The sequence below is a fragment of the Pseudomonas sp. B392_1p genome (assembly GCF_052245235.1).
Lineage (GTDB): Bacteria > Pseudomonadota > Gammaproteobacteria > Pseudomonadales > Pseudomonadaceae > Serpens > Serpens gallinarum.
Genome location: NZ_JBQPXM010000009.1, coordinates 122,015 through 141,442, shown reverse-complemented (window position 1 = coordinate 141,442; position 19,428 = coordinate 122,015). Strand labels below are relative to the sequence as shown.

14 protein-coding genes are annotated in these 19,428 nt (G+C 59.9%); 8 read left to right on the top strand and 6 right to left on the bottom strand.

Annotated elements, in window-relative coordinates; translation table 11 throughout:
* The first annotated feature begins 122 nt into the window (after positions 1-122).
* From ACTV8E_RS14100 to ACTV8E_RS14085, 4 genes are all read left to right on the top strand, one after another.
* Positions 123-1,805, top strand: a complete 1,683-nt coding sequence (locus tag ACTV8E_RS14100) for a fatty acid--CoA ligase (protein WP_443199884.1) — start codon at positions 123-125, stop codon at positions 1,803-1,805.
* Positions 1,806-2,029: 224 nt separating this feature from the next.
* A complete protein-coding gene (locus ACTV8E_RS14095; protein ID WP_443199883.1) occupies positions 2,030-3,934 on the top strand; it encodes a DUF1302 domain-containing protein in 1,905 nt (634 codons plus the stop codon).
* A 23-nt stretch (positions 3,935-3,957) separates the two neighbouring features.
* On the top strand, positions 3,958-5,322 hold the full coding sequence (locus tag ACTV8E_RS14090) for a DUF1329 domain-containing protein (RefSeq protein ID WP_443199882.1): 1,365 nt from the start codon (positions 3,958-3,960) through the stop codon (positions 5,320-5,322).
* Between the two features lie 232 nt (positions 5,323-5,554).
* A complete protein-coding gene (locus tag ACTV8E_RS14085) occupies positions 5,555-8,284 on the top strand; it encodes a LuxR C-terminal-related transcriptional regulator (RefSeq protein WP_443199881.1) in 2,730 nt (909 codons plus the stop codon).
* Positions 8,285-8,343: 59 nt separating this feature from the next.
* Here ACTV8E_RS14085 and ACTV8E_RS14080 read toward each other — a convergent pair whose 3' ends face one another.
* Positions 8,344-9,141, bottom strand: coding sequence for a hypothetical protein (locus ACTV8E_RS14080; RefSeq protein WP_443199880.1), 798 nt, complete (start codon positions 9,139-9,141; stop codon positions 8,344-8,346).
* Positions 9,142-9,312: 171 nt separating this feature from the next.
* Between ACTV8E_RS14080 and ACTV8E_RS14075 the strand changes: the two genes are divergently transcribed.
* Positions 9,313-10,260 (top strand): alpha/beta fold hydrolase, encoded by a 948-nt coding sequence (locus ACTV8E_RS14075; RefSeq protein WP_443199879.1) that lies wholly within the window; start codon positions 9,313-9,315, stop codon positions 10,258-10,260.
* A gap of 86 nt (positions 10,261-10,346) precedes the next feature.
* On the opposite strand, the gene ACTV8E_RS14070 is transcribed toward ACTV8E_RS14075, so the two are convergent.
* Positions 10,347-11,420 carry an LOG family protein gene (locus tag ACTV8E_RS14070; protein ID WP_251836970.1) on the bottom strand — a complete coding sequence of 358 codons (1,074 nt, stop codon included), beginning with the start codon at positions 11,418-11,420 and terminating at the stop codon, positions 10,347-10,349.
* A 46-nt stretch (positions 11,421-11,466) separates the two neighbouring features.
* The gene (locus ACTV8E_RS14065) at positions 11,467-12,870 is read right to left on the bottom strand and encodes an MBL fold metallo-hydrolase RNA specificity domain-containing protein (RefSeq protein WP_251836969.1); all 1,404 of its coding nucleotides are present in this window, start codon (positions 12,868-12,870) and stop codon (positions 11,467-11,469) included.
* 135 nt (positions 12,871-13,005) lie between these two features.
* Here ACTV8E_RS14065 and ACTV8E_RS14060 point away from each other — a divergent pair, with 135 nt between their 5' ends.
* Positions 13,006-15,408, top strand: a complete 2,403-nt coding sequence (locus ACTV8E_RS14060) for a xylulose 5-phosphate 3-epimerase (protein ID WP_251836968.1) — start codon at positions 13,006-13,008, stop codon at positions 15,406-15,408.
* A 68-nt stretch (positions 15,409-15,476) separates the two neighbouring features.
* Here the strand turns inward: ACTV8E_RS14060 and ACTV8E_RS14055 are convergent, their stop codons facing one another.
* Positions 15,477-15,869 carry a PA3611 family quorum-sensing-regulated virulence factor gene (locus tag ACTV8E_RS14055; protein WP_251836967.1) on the bottom strand — a complete coding sequence of 131 codons (393 nt, stop codon included), beginning with the start codon at positions 15,867-15,869 and terminating at the stop codon, positions 15,477-15,479.
* A gap of 107 nt (positions 15,870-15,976) precedes the next feature.
* On the opposite strand from ACTV8E_RS14055, the gene ACTV8E_RS14050 reads away from it, so the two are divergent.
* Positions 15,977-16,684, top strand: coding sequence for a tRNA-uridine aminocarboxypropyltransferase (locus tag ACTV8E_RS14050; protein ID WP_251836966.1), 708 nt, complete (start codon positions 15,977-15,979; stop codon positions 16,682-16,684).
* 78 nt (positions 16,685-16,762) lie between these two features.
* Here the strand turns inward: ACTV8E_RS14050 and ACTV8E_RS14045 are convergent, their stop codons facing one another.
* Positions 16,763-17,677 carry a DMT family transporter gene (locus ACTV8E_RS14045; protein ID WP_251836965.1) on the bottom strand — a complete coding sequence of 305 codons (915 nt, stop codon included), beginning with the start codon at positions 17,675-17,677 and terminating at the stop codon, positions 16,763-16,765.
* 123 nt (positions 17,678-17,800) lie between these two features.
* Between ACTV8E_RS14045 and erdR the strand changes: the two genes are divergently transcribed.
* Complete coding sequence (gene erdR, locus ACTV8E_RS14040; protein ID WP_251836964.1) at positions 17,801-18,448, top strand: response regulator transcription factor ErdR; 648 nt, start codon at positions 17,801-17,803, stop codon at positions 18,446-18,448.
* A 22-nt stretch (positions 18,449-18,470) separates the two neighbouring features.
* Here the strand turns inward: erdR and ACTV8E_RS14035 are convergent, their stop codons facing one another.
* A complete protein-coding gene (locus ACTV8E_RS14035) occupies positions 18,471-19,397 on the bottom strand; it encodes a LysR family transcriptional regulator (RefSeq protein ID WP_251836963.1) in 927 nt (308 codons plus the stop codon).
* Positions 19,398-19,428 lie beyond the last annotated feature (31 nt).

The following is a 19,428-nucleotide window of genomic DNA, read 5'->3' as shown; positions in this document are numbered from 1 at the left end:
TCTATATCGTGACTAAAGCGGTCAAAAGAGTCACGTGATAAATCATCCTTTGGGTTGATGGGGGTTCCTGTCGAGCCATCTAGAGTGCATCCATACCAATAACAACACGCACGGAAAACGCCATGCTCCAGACACGAATCATTCCCCCTGCGCACAACGCCCATGCCAGCCCACTGCTGATCAAGCGCCTGCTACTGTCTGGCAGTCGTTACGAGCGCACCCGTGAAATCGTCTACCGCGACCTGGTGCGCCACAGTTATGCGACCTTCACGGAACGGGTCGCCCGTCTGGCCAACGTGCTCACTGCGGCGGGGGTCAAGGCCGGCGACACCGTGGCGGTGATGGATTGGGACAGCCACCGTTACCTGGAATGCATGTTTGCGATCCCGATGATCGGCGCGGTGCTGCATACCATCAACATCCGCTTGTCGCCGGAGCAGATTCTCTACACCATGAACCACGCCGAAGACCGCTTCGTGCTGGTCAACAGCGAATTCGCACCGCTCTACCAGGCGATTTCCGGGCAACTGACCACAGTGGAGAACACCCTGTTGCTCAGCGATGACCCGCAGGCGACCGCCGAGCTGCCGGGCATGGTCGGTGAATACGAAAGTATGCTGGCTCAGGCAAGTGCGCATTACGACTTCCCCGAGTTCGATGAAAACTCGGTGGCCACGACCTTCTACACCACGGGCACCACCGGCAATCCCAAGGGTGTCTACTTCACCCATCGCCAACTGGTGCTGCACACGCTGGCAATGGCCGGCGTGGTGGGCAGCCTGGATAGTGTGCGATTGATGGGTAACAGCGATGTCTATATGCCGATCACGCCAATGTTCCATGTGCACGCCTGGGGCATGCCTTACGTGGCTACGATGCTGGGGGTGAAGCAGGTCTATCCGGGACGCTATGACCCCGACCTGCTGGTTCAGTTGTGGCAGCGCGAGAACGTCACGTTTTCTCACTGCGTGCCGACCATCCTGCAGATGGTCCTCAATGCCAAATCGGCGCAAGGAGTGGATTTCGGCGGCTGGAAAATCATCATTGGCGGCAGCGCCCTGAATCGCAGCCTGTACCTGGCGGCGAGGGAAACCGGCATCCAGCTTAGCGCCGCGTATGGCATGTCAGAAACCTGCCCGCTGATCTGCGCCGCTTATCTCAATGAAGAGCTGCTCGCCAGCAGCGAGAGCGAACGTACCACGTACCTCATCAAGGCCGGCGTACCGGTACCGATGGTTGAAGCGGCGCTCATGGCGGAGGATGGCAGCCTGTTGCCGCAGGACGGCGAAACCCAGGGTGAGCTGGTCCTGCGTGCGCCCTGGCTGACCCAAGGGTATTTCCGTGAGCCGGAAAAAAGCGAAGAGCTGTGGCAGGGCGGTTGGATGCACACCGGTGACGTCGCCACTCTGGATGACATGGGTTTCATCGACATTCGCGATCGCCTTAAAGATGTGATCAAGACGGGTGGCGAGTGGCTTTCATCGCTGGCCCTGGAGGATTTGATCAGCAGTCATCCGGCAGTGCGCGAAGTTGCGGTGGTGGGTTTGCCCGATCCGCAGTGGGGGGAGCGACCCTTTGCGCTTCTTGTGCTGCGCCCTGAGCAAACCCTGGAAGCACGGGATCTTCGTGAGCATTTAAAGCCCTTCGTTGAGCAAGGCCACATCAATAAATGGGCTATTCCCAGCCAGATTGCCGTTGTTACCGAAATTCCCAAGACCAGTGTGGGGAAGCTGGACAAAAAGCGCATCCGTCAGGAGGTGGCGGGCTGGCAAGCCGCGGGTAGCGCATTTTTATCCACGCTCTAAAGAGCGCTGCACGGACCTTTGAAATGTGACTAATCGGTCAGGCGAGTGCTGGCGTGCTAATTGCTCCGCTTCGCCTCGCCGAAAGCTCGAGCAGTACGCGAAAGTGCTGAGCCAGAGGACTTTGGAGGGTGCAAATCACTCTTTCGGGGGATCATGCGGGGCAGCCCGCTGGATATAGTCAGTAGTAGCCATAACAAACATAAAAAGTACATGGAGTAGCGTCGATGACAACAACAAAACCGTTCTGGCGTCGGGCACGACTGCCATTGGCCATCAGCCTGGCATCCACACTTTCCGCGCCGGCCTTTGCGCTGAACTTCAATATCGGGGAAATCGAAGGTCAGTTCGACTCGTCGCTGTCGGTCGGCGCCAGCTGGGCCACCGCCAAACCGGACCAGGACCTGATCGGTGCCAACAACGGCGGGCGCGGTCTGTCGCAAACCTCCGACGACTCCCACCTGAACTTCAAGCGCGGCGAGACCTTCTCCAAGATCTTCAAGGGCATCCATGACCTGGAGTTGAAGTACGCCGACACCGGGATCTTCCTGCGCGGCAAGTACTGGTATGACTTCGAGCTTAAGGATGAAGACCGCCCATTCAAGCCGATCGAGGAACGGGGCCGTGAGCGTCTGGCCAAATCCTCAGGCGCCGAGCTGCTGGATGCCTTCGTCTATCACAACTACAGCATTGCCGACCTGCCGGGCACCGTGCGCTTGGGCAAGCAGGTGATCAGTTGGGGTGAAAGTACTTTCATCATGAACGGCATCAACGCGGCCAACCCGGCGGACGTTTCCGCATTCCGTCGCCCCGGCGCGGAAATCAAGGAAGGCCTGATTCCAGTCAACATGTTCTATGTCGGCCAGAGCCTGACCGATAACCTGTCGATGGAAGCCTTCTACCAGATCGAGTGGAACCCGACTGTACTTGAGAATTGCGGTACGTTCTTCTCGCAGCCGGACGTCGTGGCACCCGGGTGTGACGACAATCTGGCGGTGTTGATCAACGACGAAGCGCTTATTGGAACGCTTAATACCCTCGCAGCAGGAGTAGGGTTGGGTGTTAGATCGTCAGCGTACGGTGAGGGACTGTTGGTTGAGCGTGGTGCGGACCGCAATGCTCAGGACGATGGCCAATGGGGCTTGGCGTTCCGTTACATGTTTGAGCCACTGGATACCGAATTCGGCGCCTATTTCATGAATTATCACAGCCGCATGCCGATTTTCAGCGGTGCTGGTCCGGATGCTGCGACTCAAGCAACAATCAATACCTTTGCCTCCGGTATTTATGATCTTAGCCCGGCGCTGGGGACAGCCGCAGGTGCCGCGCTGACAGCTGCGAACGGCCAATATTTCATCGAGTATCCGGAAGATATTCGCCTGTACGGCCTGAGCTTCTCAACCACCTTGCCTACTGGCACAGCCTGGCAAGGCGAGATCAGCTATCGTCCGAATGCGCCGGTGCAGTTATCAACCACCGATGTGCTCTATGCCGGTTTGCGCAACCTGCAGCTCAATGGTGTTGCAGTGTATGACGGCGCTTCTTTGTTGGCTGCAGCGCCGGGTCAGGAGCTGAACGGTTACAACCGCAAGGAAGTTACCCAGTTGCAAACCACCTTCACCCATTTCGTCGATCAAGTCATGGGCGCCTCGCGTATGACCTTGGTGGGTGAAATCGGCTGGACGCACGTTGGTGGGCTGGAAAGTTCAAGTGAAGCCCGCTACGGCCGTGATCCGATTTTTGGGCCGGGTGCGGGTGCGATGTGTACCGCGTTGAACGTAGGTACCGTGGGCGACGGTTCTCAGGCCAACGTCAGCAAGTTCTGCGAAAACGACGGCTTCACCACTGCTGACTCCTGGGGCTACCGTGCTCGCGTCATGTGGGAATACCCCAACGCCCTGCTGGGGGTAAACCTGCAGCCGACCCTGGCCTGGTCCCATGACGTCAAGGGTTACTCCCCGGGCCCGGGTGGCAACTTCGAGGAAGGTCGCAAGGCGGTCAGCGTCGGTCTGAATGCTGATTACCAGAACACCTACACCGCCAACCTGTCTTACACCGATTTCTTTGGTGGCGATTATTCTACCCAGAGTGACCGGGACTTCGTGGCCCTGAGCTTTGGCGTGAACTTCTAAGCTGCCCGATTAAGGAAACGCATATGAAAACAAAAACATTGATGCAGACCGGCGCACTGGCACTTTCCCTGTTGGCCGGCAGTGTAATGGCCGCGGTCTCTGAATCCGAGGCGGCCAAACTGGGTACCACCCTGACCCCGATCGGCGCTGAAAAAGCGGGTAACGCGGCGGGCACCATTCCGGCCTGGACCGGCGGCCTGCCCAAGAATGCCGGAGCTGTGGACGCAAAGGGCTTCCTGGCCGACCCTTTCGCCAACGAGAAGCCGCTGTTCACCATCACTGCGCAGAACGCCGAGCAGTACAAGGACAAGCTGACTCCCGGTCAGCTGGCGATGTTCAAGCGCTATCCGGAGAGCTACCGCATTCCGGTGTTCACCACGCACCGCACCGCCACGCTGCCGGCCAGCGTGCTGGAAGCCACCAAGTACAACGCCACCCATACCCGGTTGCTGTCGGGGGGTAACGGCCTGGATGACTTCCGCACCGCCAACGCCTTCCCGATCCCGCAGAACGGTCTGGAAGTGATCTGGAACCACATCACCCGCTACCGTGGCGGCAGTGTGCGTCGTCAGGTCACCCAGGCTACGCCGCAGGTTAATGGTTCCTTCAATCTGGTGTATTTCCAGGAGGAGTTCGCCTTCCGCGATGCCCTCAAGGACTACGACGCAAGCAAGCCGAGCAACGTGCTGTTCTACTTCAAGCAGCGGGTAACCGCACCGTCGCGTCTGGCAGGTAACGTGCTGTTGGTGCACGAAACCCTCGACCAGGTGAAGGAGCCGCGTCTGGCCTGGCTGTACAACGCCGGTCAGCGCCGCGTACGTCGCGCACCACAGGTGTCCTATGACGGTCCGGGTACTGCTGCTGACGGCATGCGCACCTCCGACCAGTTGGACATGTATAACGGCGCGCCGGACCGTTACAACTGGAAGCTGATGGGCAAGAAGGAGCTGTACATTCCCTACAACAGCTACCGCCTGGACTCGCCGAACCTGAAGTATGCGGACATCATCAAAGCTGGCCATATCAATCAGGATCTGAGCCGCTATGAGCTGCACCGCGTCTGGCACGTGGAAGCGACCCTGAAGCCGGGCGAGCGCCACATCTATGCCAAGCGTGACTTCTACATCGATGAAGACACCTGGCAGGCCGTTGCGATCGATCATTACGACGGTCGCGGCAATCTGTGGCGTGTTGGCGAAGCCCATTCGCAGTACTACTACGACAGCCAGGTACCCTGGTACACCCTGGAAGCGCTGTATGACCTGCAATCCGGCCGCTACCTGGCCCTGGGCATGAAGAACGAGGAGCGCAAGGCGTACGAGTTCGGCTATCAGGCCACGGAAAGCGAGTTCACTCCGGCGGCGCTGCGCCAGTCCGGCGTGCGTTAATCGAGCACTATCCGACCCGGGGTCACTCGGGTCATCGGCTACGAAAGAACCCATGCTTGCATGGGTTTTTTCGTTTCACCCGCCTGGGTGTCGGACCGCGCCATTGGCAGTTGCTCATGTGCGTAATGTGATCAGGATGTCGTTGAGTGCATCTTGAATCGGGCGCCACCTTTCAAAGCAGGGGTGAAGGCGCTAGGCTGGTCGACGTTTGTCCCTTGAGGCCGACCTGCCCATGACGGTGTTATCCCGCTCGCAGACTTCGTTGCTAGAGTCTTTGCCTGGCGCCCAGGCAGGCCGTTTTTTTCGTCCGCCATTGCCGGCTGGGCATGTACCTCGTCCGCATTTGTGCGAACGGCTGGCGCAAGGGTTGCGTGGTCGGCTCTTGCTGATCAGTGCACCTGCCGGGTTTGGTAAAAGCTCCGTGGCCGGTGAGTTTTGCGAGAGTCTGCCGCCGGGCTGGCGCAGTCTTTGGCTCGGACTCAGCCCGCGCGTCAGTGATCCAGGGCGCTTCTTCGAGTACCTGCTTGAGGGGTTGCGTCAGTTTTTCCCAGGACTGGGTGAAGAGGAGCTGGCGCTGTTGAAGATGCGTCAGCCGCATCAGCCCTTCGCGTTCGAGGAATGGCTCACCGTCGTGCTGGATGAGCTAGCCGTCTGCTTGTCAGCAGAGCAGCCGTTATTGCTGGTGCTCGATGATTATCATCTGGCCCAAGGCTCCGTTCTGGATGGTTGCCTACAGTTCATTCTCAATCATTTGCCGGCCGGTCTGGTGTTGCTGGTTACCAGTCGGCAGCGTCCGGATTGGCATCTGGCCCGCTTGCGGCTTTCGCAGCAGTTGTTGGAGCTGCAAGTGCAGGATCTGCGTCTGAGCGCGGAAGAGTCCCAGGCATTACTAAGCGGGCATGGCATACCGTTATCTCAGGATACTTTCAATGATGTACAGACGCGCTGTGAAGGCTGGGTCGCCGGCTTGCGCCTATGGCTGCTGGCACGTCAGGAAGAAGGCGAAACCGAACCGGTTGGCCAGCCTCGCAACGCCGATGGGCTGATCCACGATTATTTGCTTGAGGAAGTGATCGAGCGACAGACCCCAGAGGTGCAGCACTTTCTTTACCAGACCGCGCACCTGGATCGCTTTTGCATCGATTTGTGTGATGCGGTGCGCGAGGCTCATGACAGCAGCGAGATACTCGCTTACCTGCAGGCCCACCAGGTGTTCCTGGTACCGCTGGATGAGCGGGGTAAGTGGTTTCGCTATCACCACTTATTTTCCGATTTGCTGCGCCATCCCGACATCGACACGGGGGTCACCCCTTCGACCTTGCATTTGCGGGCCTGCCGCTGGTTCGGTGCCCATGGTGAGCTGATCGAGGCAGTGGAACATGCGCTGCGAGCAGGGCGCAGCGATGTGGCGGCATCGTTGGTGCAAAACCTCTCTGAAGAGAAGCTGCTGGGCGAGCAGAACGTGGCCATGTTGCTTCGTTGGAAAGTCGAATTGCCGGACACCCTGCTCAGCACCTCGCCGCGCTTGATCATGCTGTATGGGTGGGCGCTGGCCATGGCCTGTCAACTGGACGCCGCAGAATCGCTGGGTTATCAACTGGGGAATTTCCTCCCTGCTGCGTCAGCGGAAGAACAGGCCTTGCTGCTGGCCCAATGGCTGGCGTTGAGTGGTGTGATTGCGCGTGGGCGTGGTGAGCTGGATAAGGCCGAGCACTATTGCCGCGAGGCGCTGGAAGCATTGCCGGCTGATCGTTATGGACAGCGCTTCATGTGCATCTCTGTGCTAGCCAATATTGCGGTGGCGCGCAATGCGTTATGGCCGGCCCGGATGCGCAACCGCGAGGCGCTCGAGCTGGCGCAGCGGATCGGCAACCCGCTGTTCGAAGCGCTGGCTCATTACGATCGCGCGCGGGTTCTACAAGCACGGGGGGAGATCGCGCGCGCACTGGGTGAAGTTCGCCAGGGATTGGAGGTGTTGCGTGAGTATCCGCAGAGCCAGCCTTATGCCGTGCGCGCGCGCCTGCACCTGTATGAGGGCTACCTTTTAGCGCTGCGCCTGCAACCTGGGGAAGCACGCGAATCCCTGCAGGCAGGTATTGCCGAAGCGCATCGATGTCGGGATGTCAGCGTGGTAATCGGGTATTGCGTTCTGGCACGTTTGTCCGGACACGCGGGGAAGCACGATGAGGCGTTCACTCAGTTGGCTGAAGCTGAGCGCATCATGCATGCATGGGATGTCCCGCCGATCTACTACTTGGCCCTGGTAACCCTGGTCAAATGCGAGCTGTGGATGAGTCAGGGGCAGCTGCCGCTGGCGGGAATCTGGCTGGCTCGTCTGGAGCAAACCTATGCCGGCGAGCAGGCTGCGGCAGCTCCGGAACTCTTGCCCCAACTGCCCATGCATATCACCTTGCAACGCGCAGCGCTGGCCATCGGGCGTGGGCAATCGAAAGAGGCTGAAAAGCTGTTGCGCCAACTCGAACAACAGGCGCGCGCCAGCGATTGCTTGATGATCGCGACGATGGCAGGTGCTCACCTGTGCCTGTTGTTGCGTATGGGGGGAAGCGAGCGCGAGGCTCAGCAGCAGCTACGTACGAGCCTGGATTTGGCGCAAGGCGGTGGGTTCTGGCAATTTCAACCGTTGATCGAGCGACAGGCAGAGTGGTTGCGTGCGCAACTTCGCGTCCAGCCGGACTGCCCGGTGGCCTCAGCCTTGCGTGGCCTGTTGCCAGCCGAGCAAGAGTTGCATGACGGGTCTGAACCGACCGAGACGCTTACCGCCAGAGAATTGTCGGTATTGCGCCTGATAGCCAAGGGCTGCTCCAACCAGCAGATCAGCGAAAAGTTGTTCATTTCCCTGCACACGGTCAAGACCCATGCCCGGCACATCAACAGCAAGCTTAACGTCCAGCGGCGTACCCAGGCAGTCGCGCGCGCCAAGGAGCTGGGGTTGCTGGAATAGGCTTACCGATGTGTGCACTGAGCGCTCAGGTGTGTGATGCACTGAGCGCTGCCTCGTGGTCAACCGCGTGACGCGTTGCGTCTGTTCATGTCCATTTGAAGAGCCAGCAGAACGGGGTGCAGCTCAGCCAGGCTGGTGCGGACCTCAGCGTGTGGGTGCTCGTGGGTCAGCTGTGCGATACGCGCTACTACTTCATCGCGGGTTGTCGCTGGCAGGTGCACGAACAGTTCCGGTAGCAGCTTGCCGAGTTCTGCCGCATAGAGCGCCAGGTCGTCCTGAGCGAACTGCTTGCCTAGTTCCAGGTAATCCAGGGCGCTGGTGGAGAGCATGCCGGCAGCATTCTTGGCCTCGCGCAGACCCTGCAAGCGTACAGGGTTGCGTTGTTCGTCGGCTGACAAGGTCATCCAAAACTCCACCGTAAGGGTAAACAGGATCGCCTGCTGATTCAGCGCATGGCTCATCAGACCCAGTGCTTCGGCAGCATAGGGCTGACGCGTGGCGGTAAAGTCGAAATACAAGCGCATCAGTTCCTTGAGCTGCAACAGCGTTTCGCGCGCTTCGTTCTGGCGTAGCTCCAATGGGGCATAAATGTTCAGCTGCGGACGAAAGTTTTCCTGGCTGACCATGCGCTGGTAAATCGGCCCGGTGAACTCGCCGCTGCGTCTGGGTAGCGCGTTGCTCTGGTTGGCGTCGACCGTTTGCAGCGCGATTAGCAGTTGGTGGTAATCGCTGCTACTCCAGGGACGCTGAATGTCGGGGATTTTCTGCCCCAGGTAAAACAGCTCGGCGGCCCCCGCGGAGCGCAATGCGAACAGCGTGAGCAGGAGCAGGGAAAGCAGGCGAGGAATTAGGCGCATCGGCGGGTCCGACAAGTGGGCGTCGCGTCAGCTTAGTCAGCCCCAAGCGCAGCGTCATCCCGCGCCGGGCTGAGATCTTCGCGATGTGACGCAGGCTCTACCTAGGTTGGGCACTCAGCGCCGGGCGGCTGTGCTGTCATGCGAGCATCCCCCGCTAGAGGAGAGAGCGTCATGACCGTTTCCAGTTATTCGATACACCCGCCACTGGCCTCCGGTCTGGCCCGGCTGGGGTTTGGCGAACTGCCGCTGGAAAGCCTCAAGGCTCGTTACGGCAGCGCCGCCCGTGGTTCGCGGTATGTCGAGCTTGACGGCTTCACTGTGCATTACCGCGATGAAGGCAGTCGTGACAAACCGGTGATTGTGATGATCCACGGCGTAGTCGCCTCGCTGCATACCTGGGACGCCTGGGTGCCGGCCTTTGCGGCGCATTACCGCATCGTGCGCTTCGACGTGCCGGGCTTCGGCCTTACCGGTCCAGCGCCGGGCGATTACAGCGCGGAGCGCATGCTGAAGGTTTTGGAACTGTTGCTGGCGCATCTGGCGATCGATCAGGCCATTTTGGTGGGCAATTCATTGGGCGGTTATATCGCCTGGAATTTCGCCCTCGCTTCCCCGCAACGGGTCGAGAAGCTGATTCTGATCGACCCGGCGGGCTACAAGATGCGCACGATTCCCTGGATGATCGCGGCTGCCGCGTTACCGGGATCGACCTGGGCAATGCCGTTGTGGATGCCGCGTGCGTTGATCGCCCAAGGCGTCAAGGAGGTGTATGGCGAGCGCGGACGGATTAAACCCGGAGTAATCGACCGCTATTACGACCTGACTCGCCGCCCCGGCAACCGCCGCGCGATGATGGAGATTTTTCGCATGATGATGCGGGTCAACAAGCGCGAGTTGCACCAGACGCCACAGCGTGTCGCACAGCTTCGTGTGCCGACCCTGTTGATGTGGGGCGATCGTGACCGCTGGATTTCTCCGGAACATGTGCCGTTATGGCGGCGCGACGTACCGGGTTTGCAGGTGCGCACGTACGCGGGTGTCGGGCATATTCCCATGGAGGAAATACCTGAGCGCAGCGCTGCCGATGCGTTGAGCTTTCTGCAGGGGCGGATGGCGTAAAGGCTGTCACCAGGGCGCATTCATGCGAAGCGTTCCACCGCGTTCGCCACAACCCCTCTTGGCGAGGGGTTGTGGCCTCAGTTGCGTTACTTAGCCCAGTTTTCCGGCAAGTTGATGAAATCGAACATTTCGCGCAGACGACCGTGATCGCGGCCGTTGAAGATGAAGGTCAGGCGCGGCAGATGGCTGAGCTCGGGGTCATCCTGCTCCGTACCGCAACCAAGTTGCTGCTCAAAACCGCCACTCAGGCACAGGTCGGCATAGTCGCTGTGCAAGGTTGCAAGGGCCGGTTCGCTGAGGGCATGGTTGAGGCGAACGATGAAATACTCCTTCAGCCAGCGACTGGAGTGGAAGTTGCGGTAGAACTGGGCAATTTCGGCGGCCGCTTCCTCGGCGCTGTGGGCCAGACGCATCAGGTGCATGTCGCTGGGCAGGATGTAGCGGTTTTCCACCAGCTGTTTGCTCATGAAGTGCAACGCGTCGTGCCAATAGCTGCCACCGGGCTCGTCGAGTAGAACCACCGGCACCAGCGGGCTTTTGCCCGTCTGGATCAGGGTCAGGACTTCCAGTGCTTCATCCAGCGTGCCGAAACCGCCCGGGCACAGCACCAGCGCATCCGCTTCCTTGACGAAGAACAGCTTGCGAATGAAGAAGAAGTGGAACGGCAGCAGGTGCTCAGTGCCTTCCACCGTAGGGTTGGCGTGCTGTTCGAAGGGCAGGGTGATGTTGAAGCCCAGGCTGTTTTCCTGTCCGGCACCTTCGTGGGCTGCGGCCATGATACCGCCGCCCGCGCCGGTGATGACCATCAGGTCGTAACGGGCCAGGGTCGCGCCGAGCTCGACGGACAATTTATACAGCGGATGATCGATGGGCGTACGTGCCGAGCCAAAGACGGTCACCTTGCGCCGGCGCTTGAATTTTTCGAGTGTGCTGAAGGCGCGTTCCATCTCACGCAAGGTCTGTAGCATGATTTTGGCGTCCCAGCGGTTGCGGTCGGCTTGGGCCATGCGGATCACGGTGGTGAGCATTTCGCGGTACAACGGCTGGTTGGGGCTGGACTCAGGCACTACGAGGCGAGCGATCTCATCGACCTTGGATGTCAGGTCGATACCGCTGGTCTGGAAATGACGGGACAGATAATCGTCCGATTCAAAAGGCATGCAGCGTCTCCGGGTAATCGTTTTACGATGGTTTTTCCATGTTTGGTTATAACGCGATGCGCTCGCCTGCTTCGGGAATAATGGCTTCCCAGTTCAGTCGAGCACGCAGACCTGTCTGCAGAGCCAGCATCTTTTCCCGCTCGCCGTGTACCAGGTAAAGCTCGGGTCGGGATTTGAAATTGGACGCCCAGTCGAGCAATTGTGATTGGCCTGCATGGGCGGAAAATCCACCCAGTGTATGGATTTGGGCCTTTACGGCAATCTGTTGATGGAACAGTCGTACGCTCGAGGCACCGTCGATGATAGCGCGACCCAGCGTGCCCTTACTCTGGAAGCCGGGAATGACCACGTGGCATTCCGGGCGCCAGAGGTTGTGCTTGAAGTGATGGAGAATACGCCCGCCCGTACACATGCCGCTGCCGGCGATAATGATTGCGCTGTGGGTGGTGCGGTTGATCGCCATGGACTCTTCGGCGCTCGGCGTGGTGCGCAGGATTGGCAGCAGATCGTTCAGCTTGTGGAGGTCTCGTCCGCTTAACTGCTGGCGCTCGAGTGGGTCAAGGTGATCCAGGTAGCGGTTGTAGATATCCGTGGCGCGGATTGCCATTGGGCTGTCGAGGAAGACCGCCTGCTGGGGCAGGCTCCCCTCGTGGTAAAAGCGCCCGAGGTAGTAGATCAGGTCCTGGGCCCGACCCACGGCGAAAGAAGGGATCAGCACGTTGCCGCCGTCACGTTGAGCGGCTGCCAGGATCTGCGCGAACTCCTCCAGGGTGTCTGCGGCGCAGCGGTGATCACGGTCCCCATAAGTGGATTCGAGCAGCAACACGTCGGCTTCTTCAAGCACGCTGGGGTTGCGCATCAGAGGCGAGCAGTCGTTACCGAGGTCTCCGGAAAATACCAGGCGACGAGTGCGGCCATGGTCATGCACATCCAGCTGAACGATGGCCGAACCGAGGATGTGCCCGGCGTCATGCAGGGTAGCGAGCACGCCTTGCGCGACCTTGACTGCCTGGCTGTAAGCAACGGGCTGGAACTGGCTCACCGCCTGTTCGGCATCGGCACGCGTATACAAGGGTTTGATCAGCGGCTTGCCGCGCCGTGCCCGCCAGCGGTTTTCCCACTCGGCGTCCTTTTCCTGAAGGTGCGCGGCATCCTGCAGCATCAGATCCATCAGTTCACAGCTGGCTTCGGTAGCGTAGATCGGGCCGCGGTAACCGGAGCTGACCAGGCGCGGCAGCAGGCCGCTGTGGTCAATATGCGCGTGGGACACCACGACGGCGTCGATGCGTGCTGGATCGAAGGCGAAAGGCAGACGGTTGCGGTTTTCTTCTTCACGACGGCCTTGGTGCAGGCCGCAATCCAGAAGAACCTTTATGCCGTCATGGGTTTCGATCAGGTAGCAAGAACCCGTGACCTGCTGGATGGCGCCAAGGAAGCTGAGTAAAGCCATAGTTTGCAATCCCACGTCCTGTCGTTAAAAACAGTCTGAGCCGATCGGCGTCACGCTGTCTTGATACATATCAGATCCCTTGGCTGGCTGTCTGCCTAGACTTGTCGAAACACTTGTCGCGACGGAGCCCACACCATGCATCAAATCCTGCCGAGTCCCTCCGAACTGGCTGAGCATGCTCGCCGTGAGCCGGACTTTGCCCGATGGAGCGAAGGATACGGCCCCCTTCAACATGCTGATGAAACACGCGCGGCAGTATTTCGCATGGCGCATCAGTTGGTGCAAGCGGGACTCCACCAGGACCTGGCCAGTGTCTATCGCCTGCTGCAGGGGCTCGACCGGCTGACCGCCGCGGGTCTGTGGTTGGTTGTGCACATGACGTACGCGCGTCGTGTACGTCTGGATGGGGCACCGTTGCAGGCCGAAGATTTCAAGGCCCAGCCGGAAGGTCATACCGGGGGGGCGTTGAATATGGTGCCGGGCTATGCCGGTTACCTGGCGCTGAACGCGTTGACCGGTACGACCCGCGGCTGGTTGATGGGGCAGGGGCATTGCGTGGCGGCGATCGAGGCGCTTAACGTGCTGACCGCCAACCAGCATCCTGAGCAGGCGGCGCGTTATCGCTTCGACGAGCAGGGGCTGAGTCATCTGGTGAGCGATTTCTACAGTTACGCCCAGGCGCCTGATGGTACAGCCGGCGTGCCGTTGGGTAGCCATGTCAATCCGCACACCGCAGGGGGCATTGCCGAGGGCGGCTATCTTGGGTTTGCCGAGCTGCAATATGCCCACATGCCGTTACCGGGTGAAACCTTGGTGGCCTTCCTTTCCGACGGTGCAGCTGAAGAGCAGCGGGGCAGCGACTGGATTCCCCGCTGGTGGCGTGCCGAGGATTGCGGCACGGCGTTACCGGTGATGATCGCCAACGGACGGCGCATCGAGCAGCGCACCGAACTGGGCACCCTCGAAGGCCTGAAGGGATTCGCCGAGCATCTGCGTCACTGTGGCTTCGACCCGATCCTCTTCGATGGTCGCGATCCCGCCGCGTTCGTGACCACGCTGTGGGAAATGGAGCAGCGACTGGCCCGCCGGGTGGATGAGAAGAATCACGGCATCCTGCACTATCCGCTGCCGATCCCCTACGCCATTGCCGAGACCACCAAGGGCTTCGGCTTTTATGGCGACGACAGCAATGCCGCGCACAACCTGCCGTTACCCGGAAACCCCTCCCTTGATGACGAGGCCCGCGCATTGTTCAACACGCATGTCACGCCGCTGTGGGTGGCCCCGGAAGAATTGTCCGCCGTGCGCACGCTGTTCAGTTCACGTGGCGAGCGCCCGCTGGAGCGCGATCATGCCCTGGCCTTGCGCCATCCGCCGGCGCCGCGTTTGCCGGCGTTGCACTACCGGGCGGACTCGTGCTCACCCATGGCCGCGCTGGACCGTTTCTTCGTCGAACTCAGCGCTGCCAATCCCGAGTTGCGCCCCCGGGTCGGTAATCCCGATGAGTTGGCCAGCAATCGCCTGGGCGGGGTACTGAAAGCACTAAAACACCGAGTCAGTGAGCCGGAAAACGAACGTGAAGCGGTGGATGGCAAGATCATCACCGCCCTCAACGAGGAAGCCGTGGTCTCGGCCTGCCTGGCCAACCAGGGTGGATTGAATCTGGTGGCCAGTTATGAAGCCTTTTGCGTGAAGATGCTGGGCGCGGTGCGCCAGACGATCATCTATGCACGCCAGCAAAAAGAGGTTGGACGCCCCGCCGGCTGGCTGGGCTTTCCCGTGGTGGCCACGTCGCACACCTGGGAGAACGGCAAGAATCAGCAGTCGCACCAGGACACGACGTTCTGCGAGGCTTTGCTGGGTGAAATGAGCGATATGGTACGGGTAGTGTTTCCTGCCGATCACAACAGCGCGCTGGCGCTGCTACCCATAATCTATCAATCCCGTGGCCAATTGGCCTGCATGGTCATTCCCAAGCGCGAGCGCCCGGTGTACTTCGATCAGGCCCAGGCCGAACAGCTGGCACGTGATGGTGCCATTGTGGTCGAGGAGGTTGGCGGGGTCGATCCGCTGCTGCTGATTGCCAACGGCAGTTATCAGCTCGAAGAAATGCGCCGCGCCTGCCAGCGCCTCAAGGACGCCGGTTGTGGTTATCGGCTGGTGTATCTTCAGGAGCCGGGCCGCTTCCGCGCCCCCCGTGACCAGTGGGAGATGGAAACCGTAGCTGACGAAGCCACGGTGGGGCGGCTGTTTCCCGACCATTATGAAAGGCGTGTGTTACTCACCCACATGCGCCCCGAAGTCGCGCGCGGCGTGCTCTGGCCGATTCTGCCAGATGCGCGTCTTAGCGGAGTGCTCGGCTATCGTAACCGGGGCGGCACCTTCGATGACAAGGGCATGCTGTTTGCAAACCGTTCCACTTGGGCCAACGTGCTAGCAGCCTGTGCGCGCATCATGGACGTGCCGCGCACCGCGTTGCTGACGCTTGATGAAGCCGCTGCCGTGGCCGGTAAAGGGGATCCGCAGGTACTGCGCTGAGTGTTCTGGCGCAAGCAAGCATCGCGGCCTTGCCAGGGCAGCGATGCTTTTTGTTGACGTGACGGCGCCTAGGGGCAGTCTGTTGCCTGAAAACGCTGACTGCTGATCGGCTCGCCGTTGGGGTATTCCGTGAATTGGTAACGCAGGGTAGCGCCCTGGTCTAGTAGCCGCTTGAAGCCTGCGTTGTTGCACACGCTTTGGGATAGCTGCTCGCGTACCGCTTCGGGATTGCGGCGCATTTCTTCTGCGTGGCGAGGCTGCACGCCCAGGTGATTGATGAGTTCGTGGCCTTCTACGCTGAATCCGCGGTCAAGCAGATCGGCATTGATGGCCCGCGGTGTGCCGACACTGCTTTCTCGGGCGATGCGCTGCAGGTCGCGACTCAATTGTTCGCTTCTCAAGGATTCTGCCTGCGCCCAAGGCATGGCGAAGCACAACAACATGGCAAGTAAGCGTGACATCCAACGTTCCCTCTAAAACTGCTTTGACCTGTCGTCGACGAGGGTGTTCGAGGCGTGTAGCCCGCATCTGTTAAACTGGCCGCCCTTGAGTTATCACTGACTTACCCATGCATGCTGTAGCCCGACTGCGCGCCGAGCGCCTGGCGCGTAGCCTCAAGCCTTTCATTGCCCGTGGTTCGCGTGCCGAACGTTGCCCCGCGTGCCGGGTCATTCCTCGCTATTGCCTGTGCGCCTGGCGACCGACCGTGACAGCCGAGTCCGGCATGTGCCTGCTGATGCATGACATCGAGGCGCTCAAGCCCAGCAATACCGGTTGGCTGATTGCCGATGTGGTGCCCGATACTCACGCCTTCGGTTGGTCGCGTACCGACGTTGATGAACGTTTGCTGGCATTGCTGGACGATTCGCAGTGGCAGCCTTATGTGGTTTTTCCGGGCGAATACGCCGCGCCTGAACGCGTGGTGCAGCAGGTAGCGGTGCAGCCTGGCAAGCGGCCATTGTTCATCCTGCTGGACGCCACCTGGACCGAGGCGCGCAAGATGTTTCGCAAAAGTCCGTATCTGGACGGCTTGCCGGTGCTCAGTTTGCAGCCGGAGCAGCTGTCACGCTATCAATTGCGCCGTTCGACCCGCGCCGAGCATCTGTGTACCGCCGAAGTGGCGGCGCTGTGCCTGGAGTTGGCCGGTGACGCCCCCGCGGCCACTGCACTGGGTGGCTATTTCGACCTGTTCACCGAACATTATCTGGCCGCCAAGCACAAGCGTGTGCTGGACGTGAACAACGCGTCGCATCGCGAGATGCAGGCTTTTATATAGCCGCGGTGCACTGGCAGGTTTTCCGCGTGGGGGCAGGTGGCCATCCCAACGGGGGCCACCCGATCAACGACTTCGATCCTAGGCCTGTGTCGTCTGCGGCTTGTCGAGGGGCGTTACTTTTTGAGGCCACAGTTGTGCAAGCAACATCCCGGCGAACATCAGGGCGGCGCCGATATAGCCTTTCATCGCCAGGCTTTCACCCAGGAACAGCCAGCCGGCAAAGGCCGCGAAGACTGCTTCCAGTGACAGGATGATCGCCGCATGGGAGGCAATGGCGTGTTGCTGTGCCACCACTTGCAGGGTGTAACCGACGCCCACGGCAAAAAAACCACCGTACAGCAGGGCCGGGGCGGCTTGGACAATCGCGCTCCAGGCAATGGGTTCGAATGCCACGGCGAGCAGCAAACTGATGATCCCGCACGTGACGAATTGGAGAAAGGCCAGGCGTAGTGGGTCATAGCGACTGGCAAAGAACCCTACCACCAAGACGTGCACGCCCCAGACAAACGCACCGGCCAGTTGCAGCCAATCGCCTGAGGCAACGTGGAAGTTGTCTCCGACACTGAGCAGGAACATGCCGGCCACCGCAAGAGAGGCGCCGAGCCAGGTTCCTAGCCCGGCACGTTGGCCTATGAACAAGCCCAGCAGAGGAACGACAATCACGTACAAGCCAGTAATAAAGCCGGAGTTGGTTACCGTCGTAAACAGCAGGCCAACTTGTTGCAGGTTGATGCCCAAGGTCAGGGCCATGCCCATCAGCATGCCGCCCAGCAACAGGCCGCGATGGGCAAAGCCCGGCGTGGGTGCCTCGCGGGCTTTTTTCTGTCGCCAGATCAGCGGCAACAGCACCAGGGCACCCATGCAAAAACGCAACCCGGTAAACAGGAACGGGCCGATGGCATCCATGCCGACCCGCTGGGCAACAAAGGCCGATCCCCAAATTATTGCGGTAATCAACATCAGCAGATCGGCGCGTAGGGCTTTGCTTTGCATTGCAGAACATCTCGCAGGGAAAAAGGTGCAAACTCTGCCGTAAAGCATCTCGCTTGACCACTCCGATCTAGCTCGTCATCCTTGGTTGTCTGCCAAGATCCATATAAAAAACAGGGACATTTCATGGCTGCCTACGAAATCCTCATTGCTGACGATCATCCTTTGTTTCGTAGTGCGTTGCTTCAGGCGTTAAGCCAGGGGTTGGGCAGTGAAGCCAACCTGGTGGAAGCGGCAAGCATCGCGGAGCTGGAGGAGCGTCTGGCTATTAAGTCCGATTGGGATCTGGTGTTGCTCGACCTGAACATGCCCGGTGCCTATGGCTTTTCCGGCTTGGTGCTGTTGCGCGGCCAATACCCGCAAATACCCGTCGTGATGGTCTCTGCGCAAGAGGAAGCCGCCGTGGTCAGCCGCTCTCGGGAGTTTGGCGCCAGTGGTTTCATTCCCAAATCTAGCTCATTGCAAACCATTCAACAGGCGGTCAGGGCCGTGCTCGATGGCGATGTCTGGTGGCCGGAGATGGCAGATGCCGGGCCGGCCGTCTCTGCCGAGGAGCGCGAAGCCAGTGCGGGTCTGGCGAGCCTGACACCGCAGCAATTCCGAGTGTTGACCATGGTCTGCGAAGGCCTGTTGAACAAGCAGATTGCCTATGAGCTGAGCGTCTCCGAAGCGACGGTCAAGGCGCACGTGACCGCCATTTTCCGCAAGCTGGGCGTACGAACGCGCACCCAGGCAGCACTGCTGCTTCAACAATTGGAAACGGTGCCGGGCTAGGAAATGTCTGATTGCCTGTGTTTCACGCAATGGTAGGCAGCACAATCTCATCACTGCGTCGCACATTGGCGGTCAGCTCTCGACACTGATCGATGAACTCGCGCATCGCGGCGCTGTGGTATTTGCGCTTGTTCCAGATGAAACAGAACTGCCGGCGCAAATCCAGCTCCGGGGTCTCCAAGCCAACCAGGCTGCCGCGCCGGAAAGCATCGCGCAGGGCCAGGCGCGAAATGCAGCCAATCCCCAGGCCCGACTCCACGGCTCGTTTGATCGCCTCGGTATGCTCCAGCTCCAGGCGAACATTGAGCGGCGCGTGATGACCGCGCACTGCCTGGTCGAATCTCATGCGGGTTCCCGAGCCTTTCTCGCGCAGAATCCAGCCTTCATTGCGCAGCTCGTCCAGACCGACCTTGCCCCGCGTGGCGAGCTGATGTTGAGGTGCGCAAAACACCACCAGTTCATCCTCCACCCAAGGCTGGACTTCTATGTCCGGGTGATGGCATTCGCCTTCGATCAGACCGAGATCAAGCTCATAGTGGGCGATCTGGTGAACGATTTGCGCCGTGTTGTGCACATGCAGCGCCACTCTGCATTCCGGATGGCGTTGCATGAAAACACCAAGCAGCAGAGTTGCCAGATAATTGCCCACGGTCAAGGTCGCGCCCACTTCCAGTGAGCCAAAATCACTATGGCCGCTGAGAATATTTTCGATTTCACGACCCTGGGCAAGCAAGGCCATGGCCTGGGGTAGCAGTTGTTCGCCGAGGCTGTTGAGTCGCAGGCGCTTGCCATGGCGCTCGAACAGTTGGCAGTCGGATTGACGCTCCAGTTCGTTCAGCGAGCTGCTGGCGGCTGATTGCGAAAGAGAGAGGGTTTCCGCCGCGCGCGACACGCTTTCCTGCTTGGCAATGGCGACGAACACCTCGAGTTGGCGCAGGGTGAATCGCATATTCAATTAACCGATAAGTTATATTTTAATA

Excerpts from the sequence above, each read along its gene's own strand:
- ACTV8E_RS14045 (WP_251836965.1), bottom strand. The coding sequence starts at position 17,677 with ATGCAAAGCAAAGCCCTACGCGCCGATCTGCTGATGTTGATTACCGCA.
- ACTV8E_RS14085 (WP_443199881.1), top strand. The coding sequence starts at position 5,555 with ATGACGGTGTTATCCCGCTCGCAGACTTCGTTGCTAGAGTCTTTGCCT.
- ACTV8E_RS14075 (WP_443199879.1), top strand. The coding sequence starts at position 9,313 with ATGACCGTTTCCAGTTATTCGATACACCCGCCACTGGCCTCCGGTCTG.
- ACTV8E_RS14065 (WP_251836969.1), bottom strand. The coding sequence starts at position 12,870 with ATGGCTTTACTCAGCTTCCTTGGCGCCATCCAGCAGGTCACGGGTTCT.
- ACTV8E_RS14060 (WP_251836968.1), top strand. The coding sequence starts at position 13,006 with ATGCATCAAATCCTGCCGAGTCCCTCCGAACTGGCTGAGCATGCTCGC.
- ACTV8E_RS14070 (WP_251836970.1), bottom strand. The coding sequence starts at position 11,420 with ATGCCTTTTGAATCGGACGATTATCTGTCCCGTCATTTCCAGACCAGC.
- ACTV8E_RS14100 (WP_443199884.1), top strand. The coding sequence starts at position 123 with ATGCTCCAGACACGAATCATTCCCCCTGCGCACAACGCCCATGCCAGC.
- ACTV8E_RS14080 (WP_443199880.1), bottom strand. The coding sequence starts at position 9,141 with ATGCGCCTAATTCCTCGCCTGCTTTCCCTGCTCCTGCTCACGCTGTTC.
- ACTV8E_RS14035 (WP_251836963.1), bottom strand. The coding sequence starts at position 19,397 with ATGCGATTCACCCTGCGCCAACTCGAGGTGTTCGTCGCCATTGCCAAG.
- erdR (WP_251836964.1), top strand. The coding sequence starts at position 17,801 with ATGGCTGCCTACGAAATCCTCATTGCTGACGATCATCCTTTGTTTCGT.
- ACTV8E_RS14055 (WP_251836967.1), bottom strand. The coding sequence starts at position 15,869 with ATGTCACGCTTACTTGCCATGTTGTTGTGCTTCGCCATGCCTTGGGCG.
- ACTV8E_RS14090 (WP_443199882.1), top strand. The coding sequence starts at position 3,958 with ATGAAAACAAAAACATTGATGCAGACCGGCGCACTGGCACTTTCCCTG.
- ACTV8E_RS14095 (WP_443199883.1), top strand. The coding sequence starts at position 2,030 with ATGACAACAACAAAACCGTTCTGGCGTCGGGCACGACTGCCATTGGCC.
- ACTV8E_RS14050 (WP_251836966.1), top strand. The coding sequence starts at position 15,977 with ATGCATGCTGTAGCCCGACTGCGCGCCGAGCGCCTGGCGCGTAGCCTC.